19 protein-coding genes, 1 pseudogene and 1 riboswitch are annotated in these 18,025 nt (G+C 73.8%); of the genes and pseudogenes, 11 read left to right on the plus strand and 9 right to left on the minus strand.

The annotated features are described in order from the left end of the window. Positions 1 to 294 precede the first annotated feature (294 nt). A complete protein-coding gene (locus tag ACFSHS_RS04845; RefSeq protein ID WP_376872476.1) occupies positions 295 to 693 on the minus strand; it encodes a cupin domain-containing protein in 399 nt (132 codons plus the stop codon). Between the two features lie 871 nt (positions 694 to 1,564). Between ACFSHS_RS04845 and ACFSHS_RS04850 the strand changes: the two genes are divergently transcribed. Together ACFSHS_RS04850 and ACFSHS_RS04855 are read left to right on the plus strand one after the other, a co-directional pair. Next, entirely contained in the window at positions 1,565 to 2,911 is a 1,347-nt protein-coding gene (locus ACFSHS_RS04850; RefSeq protein WP_376872479.1) for an MFS transporter, read from the plus strand. Between the two features lie 80 nt (positions 2,912 to 2,991). Further along, positions 2,992 to 4,566 carry an FMN-binding glutamate synthase family protein gene (locus tag ACFSHS_RS04855; RefSeq protein WP_376872481.1) on the plus strand — a complete coding sequence of 525 codons (1,575 nt, stop codon included), beginning with the start codon at positions 2,992 to 2,994 and terminating at the stop codon, positions 4,564 to 4,566. 58 nt (positions 4,567 to 4,624) lie between these two features. Here the strand turns inward: ACFSHS_RS04855 and ACFSHS_RS04860 are convergent, their stop codons facing one another. Beyond that, positions 4,625 to 5,248, minus strand: a complete 624-nt coding sequence (locus tag ACFSHS_RS04860) for an FMN reductase (RefSeq protein ID WP_376872484.1) — start codon at positions 5,246 to 5,248, stop codon at positions 4,625 to 4,627. Continuing rightward, positions 5,245 to 6,375, minus strand: coding sequence for an LLM class flavin-dependent oxidoreductase (locus ACFSHS_RS04865; protein WP_376872487.1), 1,131 nt, complete (start codon positions 6,373 to 6,375; stop codon positions 5,245 to 5,247). The genes ACFSHS_RS04860 and ACFSHS_RS04865 overlap by 4 nt, the downstream gene beginning before the upstream one ends. Positions 6,376 to 6,638: 263 nt before the next feature. Between ACFSHS_RS04865 and ACFSHS_RS04870 the strand changes: the two genes are divergently transcribed. Together ACFSHS_RS04870 and ACFSHS_RS04875 are read left to right on the plus strand one after the other, a co-directional pair. After that, a complete protein-coding gene (locus tag ACFSHS_RS04870) occupies positions 6,639 to 7,640 on the plus strand; it encodes a hypothetical protein (RefSeq protein ID WP_376872490.1) in 1,002 nt (333 codons plus the stop codon). Positions 7,641 to 7,740: 100 nt separating this feature from the next. Further along, complete coding sequence (locus tag ACFSHS_RS04875) at positions 7,741 to 8,250, plus strand: universal stress protein (protein WP_376872493.1); 510 nt, start codon at positions 7,741 to 7,743, stop codon at positions 8,248 to 8,250. A 51-nt stretch (positions 8,251 to 8,301) separates the two neighbouring features. Here ACFSHS_RS04875 and ACFSHS_RS04880 read toward each other — a convergent pair whose 3' ends face one another. Next, positions 8,302 to 8,949 (minus strand): TetR/AcrR family transcriptional regulator, encoded by a 648-nt coding sequence (locus ACFSHS_RS04880; RefSeq protein ID WP_376872496.1) that lies wholly within the window; start codon positions 8,947 to 8,949, stop codon positions 8,302 to 8,304. A 142-nt stretch (positions 8,950 to 9,091) separates the two neighbouring features. Here ACFSHS_RS04880 and ACFSHS_RS04885 point away from each other — a divergent pair, with 142 nt between their 5' ends. The 5 genes from ACFSHS_RS04885 to ACFSHS_RS04905 all read left to right on the plus strand — a co-directional run bounded on the left by ACFSHS_RS04885 (position 9,092) and on the right by ACFSHS_RS04905 (position 14,350). Continuing rightward, positions 9,092 to 10,579: a flavin-containing monooxygenase gene (locus tag ACFSHS_RS04885; RefSeq protein ID WP_376872499.1), complete on the plus strand. Its 1,488-nt coding sequence runs from the start codon at positions 9,092 to 9,094 to the stop codon at positions 10,577 to 10,579. Then, the gene (locus tag ACFSHS_RS04890) at positions 10,579 to 11,421 is read left to right on the plus strand and encodes an SDR family NAD(P)-dependent oxidoreductase (RefSeq protein ID WP_376872502.1); all 843 of its coding nucleotides are present in this window, start codon (positions 10,579 to 10,581) and stop codon (positions 11,419 to 11,421) included. Before ACFSHS_RS04885 ends, ACFSHS_RS04890 begins: the two co-directional genes overlap by 1 nt. 54 nt (positions 11,422 to 11,475) lie before the next feature. Next, positions 11,476 to 12,123, plus strand: a complete 648-nt coding sequence (locus ACFSHS_RS04895; RefSeq protein WP_376872505.1) for a class I SAM-dependent methyltransferase — start codon at positions 11,476 to 11,478, stop codon at positions 12,121 to 12,123. A 108-nt stretch (positions 12,124 to 12,231) separates the two neighbouring features. Beyond that, positions 12,232 to 12,396: riboswitch (cyclic di-AMP (ydaO/yuaA leader) on the plus strand. A 210-nt stretch (positions 12,397 to 12,606) separates the two neighbouring features. Continuing rightward, positions 12,607 to 13,380, plus strand: coding sequence for an aggregation-promoting factor C-terminal-like domain-containing protein (locus ACFSHS_RS04900; RefSeq protein ID WP_376872508.1), 774 nt, complete (start codon positions 12,607 to 12,609; stop codon positions 13,378 to 13,380). Positions 13,381 to 13,624: 244 nt separating this feature from the next. Beyond that, positions 13,625 to 14,350, plus strand: a complete 726-nt coding sequence (locus tag ACFSHS_RS04905; RefSeq protein ID WP_376872511.1) for a DUF72 domain-containing protein — start codon at positions 13,625 to 13,627, stop codon at positions 14,348 to 14,350. A gap of 1 nt (position 14,351) precedes the next feature. Here ACFSHS_RS04905 and ACFSHS_RS04910 read toward each other — a convergent pair whose 3' ends face one another. Both ACFSHS_RS04910 and ACFSHS_RS04915 read right to left on the minus strand, forming a co-directional pair. Continuing rightward, positions 14,352 to 15,533, minus strand: a complete 1,182-nt coding sequence (locus ACFSHS_RS04910) for a glycoside hydrolase family 3 N-terminal domain-containing protein (RefSeq protein WP_376872514.1) — start codon at positions 15,531 to 15,533, stop codon at positions 14,352 to 14,354. A 63-nt stretch (positions 15,534 to 15,596) separates the two neighbouring features. Next, positions 15,597 to 15,980 (minus strand): VOC family protein, encoded by a 384-nt coding sequence (locus ACFSHS_RS04915; RefSeq protein WP_376872517.1) that lies wholly within the window; start codon positions 15,978 to 15,980, stop codon positions 15,597 to 15,599. A gap of 58 nt (positions 15,981 to 16,038) precedes the next feature. Between ACFSHS_RS04915 and ACFSHS_RS04920 the strand changes: the two genes are divergently transcribed. After that, positions 16,039 to 16,344 carry a DUF2218 domain-containing protein gene (locus tag ACFSHS_RS04920; protein ID WP_376872520.1) on the plus strand — a complete coding sequence of 102 codons (306 nt, stop codon included), beginning with the start codon at positions 16,039 to 16,041 and terminating at the stop codon, positions 16,342 to 16,344. A gap of 36 nt (positions 16,345 to 16,380) precedes the next feature. Here the strand turns inward: ACFSHS_RS04920 and ACFSHS_RS04925 are convergent. Both ACFSHS_RS04925 and ACFSHS_RS04930 read right to left on the minus strand, forming a co-directional pair. Continuing rightward, positions 16,381 to 16,665, minus strand: a pseudogene (locus ACFSHS_RS04925) (type II toxin-antitoxin system PemK/MazF family toxin); the annotation flags it as partial. Further along, positions 16,659 to 16,907 carry a ribbon-helix-helix protein, CopG family gene (locus ACFSHS_RS04930; protein WP_376872523.1) on the minus strand — a complete coding sequence of 83 codons (249 nt, stop codon included), beginning with the start codon at positions 16,905 to 16,907 and terminating at the stop codon, positions 16,659 to 16,661. The pseudogene ACFSHS_RS04925 and the gene ACFSHS_RS04930, both read right to left, overlap by 7 nt. 174 nt (positions 16,908 to 17,081) lie before the next feature. On the opposite strand from ACFSHS_RS04930, the gene ACFSHS_RS04935 reads away from it, so the two are divergent. Then, complete coding sequence (locus ACFSHS_RS04935) at positions 17,082 to 17,483, plus strand: hypothetical protein (protein ID WP_376872526.1); 402 nt, start codon at positions 17,082 to 17,084, stop codon at positions 17,481 to 17,483. Here the strand turns inward: ACFSHS_RS04935 and ACFSHS_RS04940 are convergent. Continuing rightward, a complete protein-coding gene (locus tag ACFSHS_RS04940) occupies positions 17,480 to 17,920 on the minus strand; it encodes a hypothetical protein (protein WP_376872529.1) in 441 nt (146 codons plus the stop codon). The genes ACFSHS_RS04935 and ACFSHS_RS04940 overlap by 4 nt on opposite strands. Positions 17,921 to 18,025: the final 105 nt, after the last annotated feature.

Below are 18,025 nucleotides of genomic sequence, written 5' to 3' on the forward strand. Positions count from 1 at the left end.
ACCACCGCTGGCCAGGATCCCAACCACCGCAACCAGCCGGTGCGGTGCCAGCACCCTGACACTGAGGCCGAGTCTGCGTCCCGTGCCCGGCCGGAGCCAACCGACGTGCGCCGCCATGGGACGACGTGATCGGCGGCGGGATCTCCTCGAGGCTGACGCCGGACCGGGCGGCGCTGGTGTCCGCGAGGACGCCGCCCTCGCGCGCGTGCAGGTGGGGGAGACGCCCCACGACGTCACGCTGGACGGGGCCGCCGTCGGTGACGGCGGCCCCGGCAGAGCGCGGTGGGACGGGGGTCAGGAGGACGGCGGCTCGTCCTTGCCCTCCTCCTCCAGCCGGTCGGCCTCCTCCTTGGTCTTGTGCACCGCGCCGTCGGCGTGCTCCGGGGGGCCGTAGACCGTGTAGAGGATCAACGGGTTCTCGCCGGTGTTGAGGAAGTTGTGCTTCGTGCCCGCGGGGACCACGACCAGTTCGCCCTGGGCCACCTGCTTGGTGGAGCCGGAGATCTGCGCCTCACCGGTGCCGCTGACGAAGGTGAGGATCTGGTCGACCTCGTGCACTTCCTCGCCGATCTCGCCGCCCGGCGGGATGGTCATGATCACCAGCTGGGTGTGCTTCCCGGTCCACAGGACGCGACGGAAGTCGGGGCTCTTCTCTGCCTCGGTGGCGATCGTGTAGTGGATGACGGACGCCATGGACGGCGCTCCTCTCGTCGGTCGGGAACTGCCACCCGGGCCGACCCGACGGCGCCCGGGTGGGTGGGACCTCCTCCTGCCCTGCCCGGACGACGAGTAGTCGTCAGCGCGCCGCGGGGTCGATCATCTGTCCGGCGGGGCCGCGGGCCGGTCCCGCCGCTCGAGCAGACCGATGACGATGTCGGCGGCGACGCCGGCGTCCTCGGCCGGCCGGTCGGCCCCCCGCGCTCGACGCGGGCCAGCATGAGCTCGTCGACCCTCCGACCGCGGCCACGAGGAGGTCGCGGCTGATCGGCCGCACCGGGTCGGGGTGGTCGTCGGCCAACCCGCCCGCCACCTCGGCGAGCAGGTCGACGTAGCGGTCGATCACCTCGCGCCGCAGGACGAGGGCCCTTCGGCCGGCGGCCTGCACCTCCCGAGGGCGGCCCAGGCCACGGCCGGCCCGGCGGCGAGGGTCTCCAGGTAGGCGCCGATGCCCGCCCGCAGCGCTCCCGCCAGGGCAGGCCGGCGGCCCGGGCGTCCTCCTGCGCCTGCCGGACGGTGCCCAGCACCTCGTCGTTGGCCCGGGAGTACAGCTCGAGCAGGCAGTGCTCCTGATCAGGGAAGGGTGCGTACGAGATCGTCGTGGAGACGCGCGGCCGCGGCGATGTCGGAGACCGCCGTGCCCTGGTAGCCCTCGGTCGCCATGCACGTGGCCAGGGCCCACAGGATCCGGCCGCGCCGGTGCCCGTCGTCGACGGCGGGGTCGACGGCGGGATCGACCAGGGTGCATCGAGGCGAACTGCAGTGGGCAGGAGACCCCGGGGTGAGGCATTTCACTGCGCCGGAACGGAAGGTGCGCCCCCGCTCTGACGTAGTCCTTGAGGTGACCATGCAGGCAGCCCGGGACGGCGCACCGCCAGCCGCTCGACCGACGGTGCGGGCCTACGCCGTCTGGCTGGTGGCGCTCGCCGCCTACGGGGTCGCCGTCTTCCACCGCTCCTCGCTCGGCGTGGCCGCGGTGGACGCACAGGAGCGGTTCTCCGCGGGCGCGTCGGCCGTCTCCCTCTTCCTCGTCCTGCAGCTGGCCGTCTACGCCGCCCTGCAGGTGCCCGTCGGCGTGGCGCTGGACCGGCTGGGGTCCCGGCGGATGATCTTCGCCGGGGCGGTGACGATGGCCGCCGGCCAGCTCGTGCTGGCGCTGGCCACCGACGTGCCGACGGCTCTTGCCGCGCGGGTCCTCGTCGGCGCCGGTGACGCCATGACCTTCATCAGCGTCCTGCGGGTCGTCTCGCTGTGGTTCCCCGGCCGCACGGTTCCCGTGATCACCCAGCTCACCGGCATCCTGGGTCAGCTCGGGTCCGTCGTCGCCGCGTACCCGCTGGCCGCGGTGCTGCACGGCCCCGGCTGGCGAGCGGCCTTCCTCGGGGCGGCGGCGACCGGGCTCCTGGTCGCCGTCCTGGTGCTGGTGGCGCTGCGGGACACCCCGGCCGGTACCGAGCCCGCTCCCGTGGCCGGCCTGGCGGAGATGCGCGGCAACCTCCTCGCGACGTGGCGTGAACCCGGCACCCGGATGGGCCTCTACACCCACCTGGTCACCCAGTTCTCCGGAACCGTCTTCGCCCTGCTCTGGGGATATCCGTTCCTCGTGGTCGGGCAGGGACTGTCCCCGGCGGTCGCCGCCGCGCTGCTCACCCTGCTCGTCCTCGTCGGGATGGGGGTGGGCCCGCTCTTCGGCCGGCTCTGTGGCAGCTGGCCGCTGCGACGGTCGTCCCTGGTGTTCGCCATCACCGCGGCCACCGCGGGTGTCTGGACGCTCGTCCTGCTCTGGCCGGGCCGGGCCCCCTTGGCCCTTCTCGTCGTGCTCGTCGTCGTCCTGGGCACCAACGGGCCCGGTTCGATGATCGGGTTCGACTTCGCCCGCACGTGGAATCCGGCCGAGCGGCTGGGCAGCGCCAGCGGCCTGGTCAACGTCGGCGGCTTCGTCGCCTCGCTCCTCACCATCCTGGCCGTGGGCATGGTGCTCGACCTGCTCACGCCCGGGTCGTCGACCGCCTACGACCTCGACGCCTTCCGGGCCGCCTTCTCCGTGCAGTACCTGTTCTGGGCGCTCGGGCTGGTCGGCGTCGTCCGCCACCGGCGGGAACTGCGCGCCCGGCTCGCGCGCGACGGCGTGGTGCTGGCCCCCTTGCACACCGCGGTGCGCGCCCGGCTGCGCGGCGGCTCCGCGTACCGCTGAACCCGGCGCCGGGCCGCCGGCTGTGCGGGCCGCGCCGGTTGTCCTGTCGCAGATCCGGCGCCGCTGGGATCGTGACGCGCATGAACCGTGTCGCCCGGGCGGCCGCCGCCGGTCTCTCCGCGGTCGCGGCCGTCGCCGCCCGCGACCTGCTCCAGCGGGAGCACACCCTGCTGCGCAACTACCCGGTGATCGGGCGCGCCCGGTACCTGCTGGAGAGCATCGGCCCGGAGCTGCGGCAGTACCTCGTCGCCGGCAACAACGAGGAGCGGCCGTTCACCCGCGACCAGCGGCGCTGGGTGTACGCGTCGGCCAAGGGTGACAACAACTACTTCGGGTTCGGCACCGACAACGACCTCGAGTACACCGCCGGATATCCGGTCATCAACCACCGCACCTTCGGCCGGGCGATCCCCGCGACCAACGTGCACGCCGGCTCCGACGTCGAGCTGCCGTCGGCGAAAGTGCTCGGCGCGGCCCGGGGCCGGACGGCGGCCTTCCGGCCCGGCTCCGTCGTCAACATCTCGGCGATGAGCTTCGGCTCCCTCTCCGGTGCCGCGACCGAGGCGCTCAACCGCGGCGCGGCACTGGCCGGGTGCCTGCACAACACCGGCGAGGGCGGCGTCTCGCCGCACCACCGGCACGGCGGCGAGCTGGTCTTCCAGATCGGGACGGCGTACTTCGGCTGCCGCGACGAGCACGGCCGGTTCGACCTGCAGCGGCTCAAGGACCTGGTCGCCGGCGCACCCGTGCGGGCGCTGGAGATCAAGCTCAGCCAGGGCGCGAAGCCGGGGCTGGGCGGCGTGCTCCCCGGGGCGAAGGTGTCACCGGAGATCGCCGAGACCCGCGGCGTGCCCGTGGGCGTCGACTGCATCAGCCCGTCGCGGCACGCCGAGTTCTCCGACACCGACAGCCTGCTGGACTGGGTGGAGCTGCTGGCCGCCGAGACCGGGCTGCCGGTCGGCATCAAGTCCGCCGTCGGCGACATGGCCTTCTGGGACGAGCTGACCGACCTCATGGGGAGCACCGGCCGCGGGGTCGACTTCGTCACCGTCGACGGCGGGGAGGGCGGCACCGGCGCGGCTCCGCTCATCTTCACCGACTCGGTGTCGCTGCCCTTCCAGCTCGGCTTCGCCCGCGTCTACTCCACCTTCGCGCGCAAGGGGCTGCAGGAGGACGTCGTCTTCGTGGGGGCCGGCAAGCTCGGCCTGCCCGACAACGCGGTCGTGGCCTTCGCGCTGGGCTGCGACATGGTGAACGTGGCCCGCGAGGCGATGCTGGCCATCGGCTGCATCCAGGCGCAGAAGTGCCACACCGACACCTGCCCGACCGGGGTCGCCACGCAGAACGCCTGGCTGTCCCACGGCCTCGACCCGGCGCTGAAGTCGGTGCGGGCGGCCAACTACGTGCGCACGCTGCGCCGCGACCTGCTCAAGGTCGCCGAGGCCTGCGGCGTCGAGCACCCCGGCCTCATCGACTCCGGCTCGGTGGAGGTGCTCACCGGGCGCACGGCGTCGCGGCCGCTGCACGAGGTCTACGGCTACGAGCCGGGATGGGGGCTGCCGTCGGCCGGCGACCGGGCGGAGATCGCGCGGATCATGACCGGCGAGGCCCCCCGGGGCGGCACGGCCCCGAAGTCCGAGGACGCCGTCGGCTGAAAGAGGACCCCGTCCTCCCCACCGCTCGCAAGCTCGCGGCGGTGCCCTGGACGGGCCGTCAGGTGCCGCGCAGGAGGTCCTCGAAGGACGTCGTCGGGTCGGCGAACGGGTCCACCGGCCGCGTGGACGGCGGCCGGCCGCTGATGAGGTCCGCGAGCTCGCCGGCGGCGCGGTCGATCCGGTCGGCCAGTGCCCGGTCGACGCCGCCGGCGCCGGCCCAGTCCTCCGGGGCGGCGAAGACGGCCGTCGGCGCGGGAACCGCCCGCAGGTAGGAGAACAGCGGGCGGACAGCGTGCTCGAGGGCGAGGGAGTGCCGGGCGGTCCCCGCGGTCGCGCCGAGCAGGACCGGCTTTCCGACCAGGGCCTCCTTGTCCAGGACGTCAAAGAACGTCTTGAACAGGCCGCTGTAGGAGGCCGAGAAGATCGGCGTGACGGCGATCAGCCCGTCGGCGCCGGTGACCGTGTCGACCGCCGTCCGCAGCGCCTGGTTCGCGAAGCCGGTGACCAGGTTGTCGGCCAGGTCGCGGGCGTGCGCCCGGAGCTCCACCACCTCGACCGTCGCGTCGTCGCCCCGCGTGCGGAGCGCCTCCACCGTGGCCGCGGTCAGCCGGTCGGCCAGCAACCGGGTGGACGACGGGTTGCTCAGGCCGCCGCTGACGACGGCCAGGGCCCGGGTGGTCATCGCACCTGTCCGGTCACGCTGTCGGCGGGGGCGTGCACGGTCGCGTCCCTGCCGCCACCGGCGGCGGCCACCAGGGAGGCGTGGGTGGGCGCGTCCGGCACGTGGGCCGGCTTGAGGGCGGCGAACTCCTTGCGCAGCACCGGTACGACCTCCTCGCCGAGGATGTCCAGCTGCTCGAGCACCGTCTTCAGCGGCAGGCCGGCGTGGTCGATGAGGAACAGCTGGCGCTGGTAGTCACCGACGTAGTCCCGGAACCCGAGGGTGCGCTCGATCACCTGCTGGGGGCTGCCCACGGTCAGCGGGGTCTGGGCGGAGAACTCCTCCAGCGAGGGCCCGTGCCCGTAGACGGGGGCGTTGTCGAAGTAGGGCCGGAACTCCTCCACCGCGTCCTGCGACCGCTTGCGCATGAACACCTGCCCGCCGAGGCCGACGATCGCCTGGTCGGCGCTGCCGTGGCCGTAGTGCTCGTAGCGGCGGCGGTAGAACTCGACCATCCGCTGGGTGTGCTCCGGCGGCCAGAAGATGTGGTTGTGGAAGAAGCCGTCGCCGTAGTACGCGGCCTGCTCGGCGATCTGCGGGCTGCGGATGGACCCGTGCCACACGAACGGCGGGACGCCGTCGAGCGGGCGCGGGGTGGAGGTGAAGCCCTGCAGCGGCGTGCGGAACCTGCCCTCCCAGTCGACGACGTCCTCGCGCCAGAGCCGGCGCAGCAGCGCGTAGTTCTCGACGGCCAGCTCGATGCCGTTGCGGATGTCCTGGCCGAACCAGGGATAGACGGGGCCGGTGTTGCCGCGGCCCATCATCAGGTCGACCCGGCCGTCGGCCAGGTGCTGCAGCATCGCGTAGTCCTCGGCGATCTTCACCGGGTCGTTGGTGGTGATCAGCGTCGTGGAGGTCGACAGCTGGAGCTGCTGCGTCCTCGCCGCGATCCAGGCCAGCGTGGTGGTGGGGGAGGAGGAGAAGAAGGGCGGGTTGTGGTGCTCACCGAGGGCGAAGACGTCGAGCCCGACCTCCTCCGCCTTCTGCGCGATCGTCAGGACCGCCTTGATCCGCTCCGCCTCGGTCGGCGTGCGGCCGGTCGTCGGATCCTGCGTGATGTCGCTGACCGTGAAGATGCCGAACTGCATGTTCGTCTCCGTCGTTAGTTGAGAACGCAACTACTGACCCTGGCAACACCTCGGCGGTCGACGCTATGCCCGTCCTGGGAAGATCCCACCCGCCGGGCTGGGTCGCCCGGGCGCCGGGCATAAGCGGAACGTGACCGTCCTGCCACAGGCGGCCGAACTACGCCGGAGGGCACCTCACGGTCCGGTTACGGTGGGACACCCCTGGCGTCCGCGTCTGGCACTGTCCGCCCAGGGTGTGCTGTGTGAGCAGGGGGAGAACGACGATGGCTGTGCGAGCGGGGTCCGGCAGTGCCGGTGGAGCGACCGGGGCGGGGGCGTCGCCGGCGGTGCCCAACCTGCATGGCGACCTGGGCGAGCTGCTGGACCACCGGCCGATCTTCCGCGTCCGGATGCAGGGCTACGACCGGCTCGAGGTCGACAACTACACGGCGTGGGCCGAAGGCGAGCTCGTCGCCCTCCGGCGGCAGGTCGACCACCTCCTGAGCCGGTTCGGCGAGTGCTCGGCGGAGCTGGAGATCTCCCGCCGGCTGCTCGCCGAGGCCCCGCCCGGCCGCGAGGCGTTCCCGGTCTCCCAGCGCGTCCAGGAGCTGCTGCGCCTGGCCGAGGACGAGGCCGCCGCGATCACCGAGGCCGCCGCGGAGGAGGCCGAGCACCTGGTGGCCGAGGCGCGCACCGAGGCCGACGCCCGCCTGCGCAAGGCCCACCAGATCAAGCAGCAGGCGGTGGACGCCGCCGACGAGCTCCTCGACCACGCCCGCCGGGACCGGGCGGTGGCGGCGGCGGCCATCGAGCAGGCGCGGGGCCAGGCGGCCGAGCTGCTGCGTACGGCGACCGCCGAACGGGACGCCCTGGCGCGGGAGGCCGCGGCCGAGCGCGACCGTCTCGCCGCGCTGGCCGCCCAGCAGCAGGAGGAGGCGGCCGCGGCCGCGGACGCCACGCTGGCCTCGGTCCGGGCGGAGGTCGGCGAGCTGCTCCGGCAGCGGGACCAGGCCCGGCAGGCGCTGCGGGAGCTGACCGACCGGATCGGTGAGGCCCTGGAGGTCGTCGCGGCCATGGCGCCCAGGGACGTGCCCGGGCCGGACCGGATCCGGGGCGGCGTGGCGGTCGAGGAGGTGGTCCCGGACGAGCCCAACATCGCCGTCGAGGGCGTCGTCCAGGACGACCGGGACGAGCCGAACATCGCCGTCGAGGGCGTCGTCCAGGACGACCGGAACGGATCCGACGTCGTGGTCATGGCGGGCCGTCCGGCCTCCGTCCCGCACTGAGCCCGCCGGGGCGCCGGGAGCATCTGGGCCCGGCACCGCCTTCCCTGGTGAGAGGCTTGGGCCAGAGGTGGTGGCCGCGAGCCGGACGAAGGAGGCAGCGATGGACGACGTCTGCGAGGTCGTGCGCGTCGAGGGCGGGATCGTCGTCGGGCACGACGGCTCGAAGAGCGCGCAGGAGGCGCTGGCCTGGGCCGGCCGGCTGGCCCGCCGCGCCGACATCGAGCTCCACGTCGTGCGGGCCTGGGCGATGATGACCGCGCCGCAGCCCAGCAGCTGGACGCCGGGCTACGTGCCGCCGCTCCAGGACTGGGAGAAGGCGGTGCACGACGAGCTGACCACCCACGTCAAGGCGGCCGGGCTCGACCCGTCGGTGCGGGCCACCTGTCACGTCGTGCACCGGCCGCCGGTGCAGGGACTGCTCGCCGCGGCCCAGGGGGCCAACCTGCTGGTGGTCGGCGCCCGCGGCCGGGGCGGGTTCCGCGGCCTGCTGCTCGGATCCACGAGCGACCAGCTGGTGCACCACGCGCCCTGCCCGGTCACCGTCGTCCGCACCGGTGCGACCGGACGCGAGATCGAGGCGGCGTCCGGCAGCGCGGTGGCCGCGGGGTGACGGGCACGCCCCGCGCCGTCCGGTCCGGCCGGCGCGGGCGCTCCCGGCGGCTCAGTCGGTCGGCGAGCTCCCGTAGATGGCGCGCAGCCACACCTCGAGCAGCACGTCGACCACGGCGCCCTCGGTGAGCGCCGGGCCGTCGCCGCTGAAGGTGGCGTAGAGCACGCGCTCGTTGGTCGAGGTGAGCACGACCGCCAGGTCGCGGGCGGACGGGCCGTCCGGCGCCGCCCCGCGGGCGCGCTCCGACTCGATGGCCGACGCGCACCGCTGGACCCAGCCCTCGACGACGCCGGCCCAGAGCCCACGGATCTCGGCGTTGGACGAGCGCGCCTCCGCCCAGGCGAGGGTGAGGGAGCGGTGCGCCCGGAACGTCTCGTAGTACGCGGTGATCGCCCGCTGCCAGCCCTCGCGGGGACCGCTCGCCGGCTGACCGAAGGCCTCGCGCGTCACCGCGTCCGCCTCGGCCACGACCCGGTCGAGCAGGGACAGCAGGACGGCGTCCTTGGACGCGAAGTAGAAGTAGAACGTGGGGCGGGAGATGCCCGCCCCGCGGGCCAGGTCGTCGACCGAGATGGCGCTCAGCGGCCGCTCCGCGAGCAGCCGCTCCGCCGTCTCCAGGATCGCCAGCTCGCGGTCGTCGCCCGACGGGCGCGCGGCACGGCGGCCCCGGGCGGGGGCTTCGCCGGCGGTGAGGGGCACCGGCCGAGAATACCTGTCGGCACCCGTTTCTCGACACCGCGTTGACTCGTTCGACAGGGCGTCGATAGCGTGGGTGCCGCACCGTTTCCCGGCGGCCCCTCCCTTCGCCGGTCAGACCCGGCCCAGACCCTGGAGCGCGCGCATGGCACCGGAGCACGTGGACGTCCTCATCGTCGGAGCCGGCCTGTCCGGCATCGGTGCCGCCTGCCACCTGCAGGAGGAGTGCCCCGGGAAGAGCTACGCCATCCTCGAGTCCCGGGGCGCCATCGGCGGCACCTGGGACCTGTTCCGGTATCCGGGGATCCGGTCGGACTCCGACATGTTCACCCTCGGCTACCGCTTCCGGCCGTGGCGCGAGTCGAAGGCGATCGCCGACGGCCCCTCGATCCGCCGCTACATCGAGGAGACCGCGACCGAGTACGGCGTCCGCGACCGGATCCGGTTCCACCACCAGGTGCTCTCGGCCGCCTGGTCGAGCGAGGGCGCCCGGTGGACGGTGACGGCCCGCCGCACCGACACGGGGGAGACGGTGCAGCTGACGTGCTCCTGGCTGTCGGTGTGCTCGGGCTACTACCGCTACGACGAGGGCTTCCGGCCCCGGTTCCCCGGCGAGGAGGACTTCGCCGGGCAGATCATCCACCCGCAGCACTGGCCGCAGGACTTCGACGCCACGGGCAGGCGCATCGTCGTCATCGGCAGCGGCGCGACGGCGGTGACGCTGGTGCCCAGCCTGGCCGGGGACGCCGACCACGTGACGATGCTGCAGCGGACGCCGAGCTACATCCTCTCCCTGCCCGGTCGCGACCCGCTGGCCCAGCTGCTGCGCGACAGGCTGCCGGCGAGGCTGGCCTATCCGATCGTCCGGTGGAAGAACGTGCTGCTCTCGACGCTGCTGTACCAGTTCAGCCGGCGCCGTCCCGCCGCCGCGCGGAAGCTGATCCGCCGGCTGACCGAGAAGCAGCTGCCGGCCGGCTTCGACGTCGACACGCACTTCAACCCGCCGTACGACCCGTGGGACCAGCGGCTGTGCCTGGTTCCCGACGGCGACCTGTTCGCGGCCCTGCGCCGCGGCGAGGCCTCCATCGCGACCGGGCGGATCCGCGGGTTCACCGAGAAGGGCATCGAGCTCGAGTCGGGCGAGCACCTCGACGCGGACGTGATCGTCACGGCGACCGGGCTGAACCTGCTGCCGATGGGCGGGATGTCGCTCACGGTCGACGGCCGCCCCGTCGACGTGTCCGAGACCGTCTCCTACAAGGGGATGATGCTGTCGGGCGTGCCGAACTTCTCGATGACGATCGGCTACACGAACGCCTCGTGGACGCTGAAGGCCGACCTGGTCGCCCAGTACCTCTGCCGGCTGATCAACCACCTCGACGCGCACGGTTACGTCGCTGCCACGCCCGTGGCACCGCCCGAGGGGGCCGACCGGCCGTTCCTGGACCTCGCCTCCGGCTACGTCCGGCGCAGCCTCGCCGCCCTGCCCAAGCAGGGACGCCGCACGCCGTGGCGGCTGCACCAGAACTACCTCCGCGACGTCCAGCTGATGCGGCGGGGCACGCTGGAGGACGAGGGCATGACGTTCCAGCGGGCCGTGCCCGCTCCCACGACGGAGAAGGCGGTCGCCTGATGGGTCCCTACCAGTTCGCCGGCGGCACCGCCGTCGTCACGGGTGCGGCCAGCGGCATCGGGGAGGCGCTCGCGGTCCAGCTGGCCGCCCGCGGCAGCCACGTCGTCCTGGTCGACCGCGACAAGGACCGGCTGGGCGACGTCGCGGACCGCATCCGGGCCGCCCACCCCGGGCTGACCCTCGCCACGCACGTCGCCGAACTCTCCGACGACGAGCAGACCGCGGCGCTGGCGGCGACGCTGGTCGCCGAGCACCCCGAGACGACGCTGCTGGTCAACAACGCCGGGGTGGCCCTCGGCGGGCGTCTCGACCAGGTCAGCCTCGAGGACTTCGACTGGGTGATGGCGGTGAACTTCCGCGCCGTCGTCCGGCTGACCCACGCGCTGCTGCCGGTCCTGAAGGCCCACCCCGGGTCGCACCTGGTCAACGTGTCGAGCGTGTTCGGCATCTTCGCCCCGGCGGGGCAGGCGGCCTACTCCGCCAGCAAGTTCGCCGTCCGCGGGTTCTCCGAGGCAGTCCGGCACGAGCTGGCGGACAACGGCGTCGGGGTCACCGTGGTGCATCCCGGCGGCATCAGGACCCGCATCGCCGAGAGCGCCCGCACCGGGGCGGGGGTCTCGGCCGAGGAGTACGAGCAGGGCCGCGAGCAGTTCGCCAAGCTGCTCACCATGCCCCCGGAGACCGCCGCGGCGATGATCGTCACGGCGATCGAGAAGCGGCGCCCGCGCCTGCTCATCGGGTGGAGCGCGAAGGTGCCCGACGTCCTCGTGCGGCTCATGCCCGGCTCGTACTGGAAGCTGATCGCCCGCCGGGCGGCGCCGCCGAAGCCCCCGGCGTCCTGACCGACGGACGGAACTGGCGCGGCGCATCCGCCGTCGGTGGGGTGGACTGACCCGGTGGAGGAGTTCCGCTCGGTGCCCGCGGCGTTCGTGCGCGCGCACACCCGGCCGGTCAGGCCCGCGCTGGTGCCCGAGGTGACCCTGCAGGTGGCCGCCGACGTCGTGGCGCTCTGGGAGGCCATCGAGGAGGAGCGGGGGGTCGCGCCGACCGAGCCCCCGTTCTGGGCCGCCGCCTGGCCCGGTGGCCAGGCGCTCGCGCGTTACGTCCTGGACGTCCCGGCGACCGTGGCCGGGCGGTCGGTGCTCGACCTGGGCGCCGGCAGCGGACTGGTGGCCGTCGCGGCGGCGCTCGCCGGGGCCCGGGAGGTGGTGGCCAGCGAGATCGACCCGTTCGGGCACGCCGCCATCGCGGTGAACGCCGAGGTGAACGGCCTCCCGCCGGTCGCCGTCCTCGGTGACGTGCTGGGGGAGGAATCGCCCGCGGTCGACGTCGTCCTTGCCGGTGACGTCTGCTACGACCGCGTGATGAGCGAGCGGGTGCTGCCCTGGCTCGAGGCCGCCCGCGCGAGGGGCGCCGAGGTGTACCTCGGCGACCCGGGGCGGCCCTACGTGCCGACCGACCGGCTGGCCGCCGTGGCGACGTACGACGTGCCCGACACCGAGGGGCCCCAGGTGCGCCGGACGACGGTCTGGCGGCTGCCCTGACCGGGAGGGCGACACGCGTCACGCCGATCCGGCATTGTCACGACTCGATAACGGCGGTTACGTTGGGCCAGTCCGGCCGGACGGTTACCGCCCCATCCGGGGCGGCCGCGCCGGACGCCGCCGAGTCGCCCTGACGCTCCCCTGGAGTGCGGGCGAGCCGGGGACCCACCGCAGTACTGGGGTGAATCCTGCTCCGAGCACCGCTCGGGGCGGGTAGGGCCGCTTCCCGCCCGAATCCGTCAGCTAACTCGGTAGGCGGCCCACGGAAGAAACGGAGAGCCGCAGCATGGCGCGCCCTCGGGCACACCTTGCACGCAGCAGCAGCCGGTACGGATCGCCGCGCGGGACCCGCCTGCGCTGACCCTCGTCCGCCGGGCTCCCCGCCCGCCGGCGCTGCCCCTCGCCCCTCTCGCAGTGGACCGCCCGCGCCCTCGCGCGCCCGGCCGGTCCGCCGCGCCCTGTCATCCGGAGCACAGGCCCCTCATGAACCTCCGCACCACGCTGTCCTCGTCCGCCCGGGCCCTCCGCCCGTCCGGCACCCGCCCGCCCCTGGGCGGCCGCCGCCCGGCTCTCTACCTCGGGGTCGCGGCCGCCGGGGCGCTCATGGTCAACGTCCTCACCGCCGGTGAGCCCGCCGCGGACGCCGCCTCGATGGAGTCGGTGAGCGTGGCCGCGCAGCTGGGCATCCCCGCCCAGCCGGCACCGGTCGCCGGCGACGAGATCGTCGCGCCGCTCGAGCAGCTGGCCGCCAGCCGGAGCGAGCGCGACGCCGAGCGCGCCGCGGCCGCCGAGGCGCAGGCCGCCGCCGACCAGGCCGAGCGGGACCGCATCGCCGCCGAGGAGGCCGCCCGCGTCGCCGCCGAGGAGGCCGCCCGCGCCGAGGCCGCCCGCATCGAGGCGGCTCGCGCCGCCGAGGCCGAGGCCGCCGCCGCTCGTCCCGGGCAGGGCACGTCCGCCGCCACCGCGCCCAAGGGCTCCTACAAGGAGTACGCGATGAGCAAGGTGGGCAGCGCCGGCGAGTTCTCGTGCCTCGAGAACCTGTGGGGCAAGGAGAGCGGCTGGAACCCGAACGCGCAGAACCCGACCAGCACCGCGTACGGGATCCCGCAGTTCCTCGACTCGACGTGGGCCAGTACCGGCATCGCCAAGACCTCGGACGGCTACCGGCAGATCGACGCCGGCCTCATCTACATCGAGGACAGGTACGGCTCGCCGTGCGCCGCGTGGAGCCACTCGCAGTCCAAGGGCTGGTACTGAGGAAGGACCCCGCTGCCCCCACCGCTCGCAGGCTCGCGACCGTTCCCTGCAGCGGGGCCGTTCCAGCACGTCACCCTGCCGCTCGGATGCTCGCGGTGAGCCTCTGGACGGGCCCCTCGCAGGCCGCAGTGGGCCCTGCAGGGCGGCCGTCCGTCCTCGCTTCCGGGGTGTTCCTCCCGCTTTCTGTGTCGTGCAGGACAGGGAATGCGGGAGGAACACCGCAGGAGCGGGGTAGCGCCGTCCCGTGAGCGTGCACGTCGGGACGTCGGGCTGGAGCTACGACCACTGGGACGGCGTCCTCTATCCGCCGGGCACCCCGGCGCGGGACCGGCTGGCCCACTACGTGCGCCGGTTCGGCACCGTCGAGCTCAACGCCAGCTTCTACCGCTGGCCGCGCGACGTCAGCTTCACGGGCTGGCGGCGGCGCCTGCCGCCGGGCTTCCAGCTCTCGGTGAAGGCGCCGCGCGGCCTGACCCACGCCAAGCGCCTGTACGCGCCGGAACCGTGGCTCCCCCGCCTGACCTCGGCGTGGCACGAGCTGGGCGACCGGCGGGCGGTGCTGCTGGTGCAGCTGCACCCGGCGCACCAGCGCGACGACGCCCGGCTGGACCACTTCCTGTCCTGCCTGCCGCCGTGGATGCGGGTCGCGGTGGAGTTCCGCCACCCCAGCTGGCACGACGAGGCGGTGTTCGGGCTGCTGGAGCGGCACGGCGCGGCCTACTGCGTGATGAGCGGCGCCCGGCTGCCGTGCGTGCTGCGAGCGACGGCACCTTTCGTCTACGTCCGGATGCACGGACCCGATCCCGACCACCTCTACGCCGGGTCGTACGGCGACACCGACCTGCGGTGGTGGGCGGACCGGGTGGGGGAGTGGAGCGGCTCGGGGCGCGACGTGTACGTGTACTTCAACAACGACGGCCACGGGCACGCCGTCCGCAACGCCGAGCGGCTGCGCGAGCTCGTCGGCTGAGTCAGTCCGCGAGCAGCCCGGCGCGCTCCTTGGCCAGCAGGGCGGTGCGCACCGCGTCGTCCACGGTCGCGGCGAACACCGGATCGGCCTCGCTCCGCTGCAGGACGGCGTCGATCATCCCCGGCACGAGTGTCGGGTCCACGGTCAGCACCAGCGTTCCTCCGGCGGCGAGGAAGCGCACCGCGCGTTCGCCCGGCGGGACGTCGCGGACGGCGCGGGCGTTGCCCAGGTCGTCGGAGATGACGACGCCGTCGAAGTCCAGCCGCTCCCGCAGCAGGTCGGTGACGACGACGGGGGAGAGGGCAGCCTGCTCGGCCGGGTCGAGCTGCGGATAGGTCGCCGACGACACCATGACGAACGGCTCCGCGGGGGAGCGGGCCAGGTCGGCGAAGAGCGCCACCTGGGCGTCCCCGGCGGTGGTGGCCGAGTCGGTGACGTCGGCGCTGGTGTCGGTGTTGTCCTGCACCCGGCCCAGCCCGGGGAAGTGCTTGAGCGTCGGCGTGACGCCGGCCCGGGCCAGCGCCGTCATGACCGTGGACACGGCTGCGGAGACGCTCTCCGGGGTGCTGCCGTAGTGGCGGTCGAAGTACCCGATCGGTTCGTTGGCGTCCTCGGTCCCCGGCGGGACGACGTCGGCGACCGGCGCGAGGTTGAGGTTGAGGCCGGCACCGGCCAGCGCGGAGGCCATGCCGTCGGCGAGGGCGGTGAGCTCCGCCGGTGGCAGGGCGGCCTGCTCGAGAGCGGAGGGCAGGCGGTCGAATCCCGGGCCCGTGAGCGTCTGGACGTTCCCGCCCTCCTGGTCGGCGGCGATCCAGAGCCCGGGACCTGGGGCGAGGTCCTGCCAGCGTCCGGCCGTCGCGGCCAGCTCCGTGGCCGGCGCGTCGGAGCGCCCGGCGAGGAACAGGCCCCCCACCCCGCTACGGGCGAGGGCGTCCCCGCTTGCGAGGTCGTCGAGCGGGACGCCGGCGACGAACAGCTGGGCGACCTGGGCGCGCCGGTCGAGGCCGGCGACGACCTCGTCGACCCGCTCCTGGGGGACGAGGGGATCGCTGCTGGGCGCGGTCGTCCGGGTCGGGGCCTCCGCCCGCGGAGTGGCCGCGCCGTCCGACGAACAGCCGGCCACCACGGCCGCAAGGGCGCACGACGCCGCGACGTGACGGATCCGACCGACGGCCGCGGGCATGCATCTCCTAGACGTGACGGGTGAGCGGACATGGGCGGCGTCGCCGCTGCCAGACACATTCTCCTAGCGCTGGTCGCGGCGCAGCGGGTGGTCCTCCGGTACCTCGACCAGCACGATCCGGACGCCGTCCGGGTCCTCGACCCACATCTCGACCAGGCCCCACGACTCCTGCCGTGGCGGCCTGGCAACCGTCACGCCGGCCTCCAGCAGCCGGCTGTGCTCGGCGGCGACGTCACGGACCTGCAGCCACAGTGCCATCCCGCGCGGCGGCTCGTCCGACCGCCCTGACACCTCCAGCAGGCCGTTGCCCAGGAAGTAGACGACGCCGCCGTGCTCCGGCGGGCCGAACTCCCGGTACACCGCCAGCCCGAGTACGTCGCCGAAGAACGCCCGCGACCGCTCCGGATCGGTCGGCCGGAGCAGGACCCGGCTGCTCAGAACATCCATGGCGGCATCCTGGCGCGCGGTGAGGATGCCGGAACGTTGCCTCCGTAGCCTGGGCTCCGTGCGCGACACCCTGATCAGCCGCGCCGACGTCGTCACCGGCGCTCCGGAGCGCTACGCCAAGCAGCTCGTCCCTCACCTCGGCCGACGCACCGAGTTCACCACCGACGGCGCGACGTCCACGGCCGCCATCGCCGGTGGCACCGGCGTCATCGAGGTCGGCGACGGCGTCCTCACCCTGGTCGCCGAGGCGCCCGACGCCGAGACCCTCGCCCGCGTCCAGGACGTCCTGGGCCGCCATCTGGAGCGGTTCGGTCAGCGCAACGAGCTCGCCGTCGTCTGGATGACGGCGCCGACTGCGGACTGATCGAGCGGCGCGCGGGACCTGGGCCGCGGCCGGGAGCAGGCCGACCTGATGATCGAGGTCGCTCTTGTCGAGGGTGACGAGTGCGGTCACGTCCACCACGGAGTCGCGGGGGAGTCCGGTGACCGTCGACGGGAGAAAGGTGTTCCCGGGCATGGTCGCCAGTGCGGTGTTCGACGTGATGGCCGCAGCCAGAACGGTGACCAATCGGCTGGCGTTGTAGGCGTCGGCCTGCACGACCAGCACGGGGCGGCGCTGGGCCGGCCGGCTCCCGGCAGCCGCCTCGAGGTCGGCCCAGTGGATGCCGCCCCGTTGGATCACCACTCGTCGTCGGTGTCGGCAAGCAGGCGCCGTCCCACGGTGATCGCGTCGCCGGCGGAGTCATCGCCTTCTAGCAGTCGCTCCAGCGCGTCGTCGATCTGCTGCGTCAGGGACTGGGTGTCGAGTTCCTCGAGGTATCGCTGGGCCGCTCTGGCGAAGAACTCCGATCGGCTCATGCCCAATTCGGCCGCTCGTCGCGAAGCGCGGTCGAACGTCTCGTCCGGCAGGGAGATGGCGGTCTTCACACCCGAAGTACGACCGGGTATGACCGGCGTGTCCGACATGGGAAGCGTCGTCAGCCGAAGGCCGGGACGACCACGTCGTCGCGGCGGACGACAGGACGACGCGCGAGCGACCGACCGCGCGACCGGGCCGAGCGCCGCTCGCCGTCCGCGGGGCTGGGTAATACGGTCGGGGCCATGGGTGGCGCGCAGGAGCAACCGGGACCCGAGACACCGACCGGCGGCCTGGTCGGGCGGTCGATCGACGAGTTCGTCAGCCAGCTGCGCAACTTCACCGACCGCGCGCGGTCCGTCGCCGGCGCCGTCCCGGCGAAGCTGCCCCTGCCCGCCCTGCCGAGCCCACCCGGTGCCATGTCGGCCGCCCAGCTGCGCGCGGTCGCGCAGACGGTCAGCGCCCAGCGGCAGTCGATCGCCGCCATGCGGGCGCAGCTCGACGCCTTCGACCAGCAGCTGGCCGTCTTCGAGCGGATCCTCGACCCCCTGGTCGAGTGGAGCTCCACATGGGCCCGCCTGGAGGAGGCCGTCGGCGACTTCGTCCGCCCGGCTCCACCCGAGGGCGGGAAGGCGCCGGAGGCCTAGAGCCCGTCCGGGTCCTCGCCGCCGTCCCGGTGCCTGCGGCGGAGCAGCCCGGTCACCGAGCCCACCCGGTCCTGCGCCACCCGCAGCCCGTGGATGAGCGGGATCAGGTCCTCCTGGATCCGGCGCAGCGTGTCGGGGACCGTGTCGACCACGGGGTCGTCGAGCACGCGTCCCACCCGCTCGATCCCGGGCTTCAGGGCGCGCACCGGCTCCTCGAGTTCCTCGACGAGGTCCTCGAGCCGCTCGGCGATGCGCTGGGCCGACGCGATCGTGGCGTGCGCCATCGTCGTGGCCTCGGTCAGCTCCCGGACGGTCCCGTTGAGCTCGCTGAGGGTGCGCGGGAGCTGGGCCAGCGCCTCGGTCTGGGTCTGCAGGAGGCTGAGCAGCTCATTGAGCCCGGGGATGCGGGGCATCCCCAGGCCGCGGAAGGGATCCACGTCCGCAACCGTCGGTGACGACGAGGATCTTCGCAACCGCACGGATCCCGATGCTCCGAGCGGCTCAGCGGCCGGTGTCTCGACCGCTGAACCTGGGCCCTCGGA

The sequence above is a fragment of the Blastococcus deserti genome (genome assembly GCF_042682525.1).
Taxonomy (GTDB): Bacteria; Actinomycetota; Actinomycetes; order Mycobacteriales; family Geodermatophilaceae; genus Blastococcus_B; species Blastococcus_B deserti.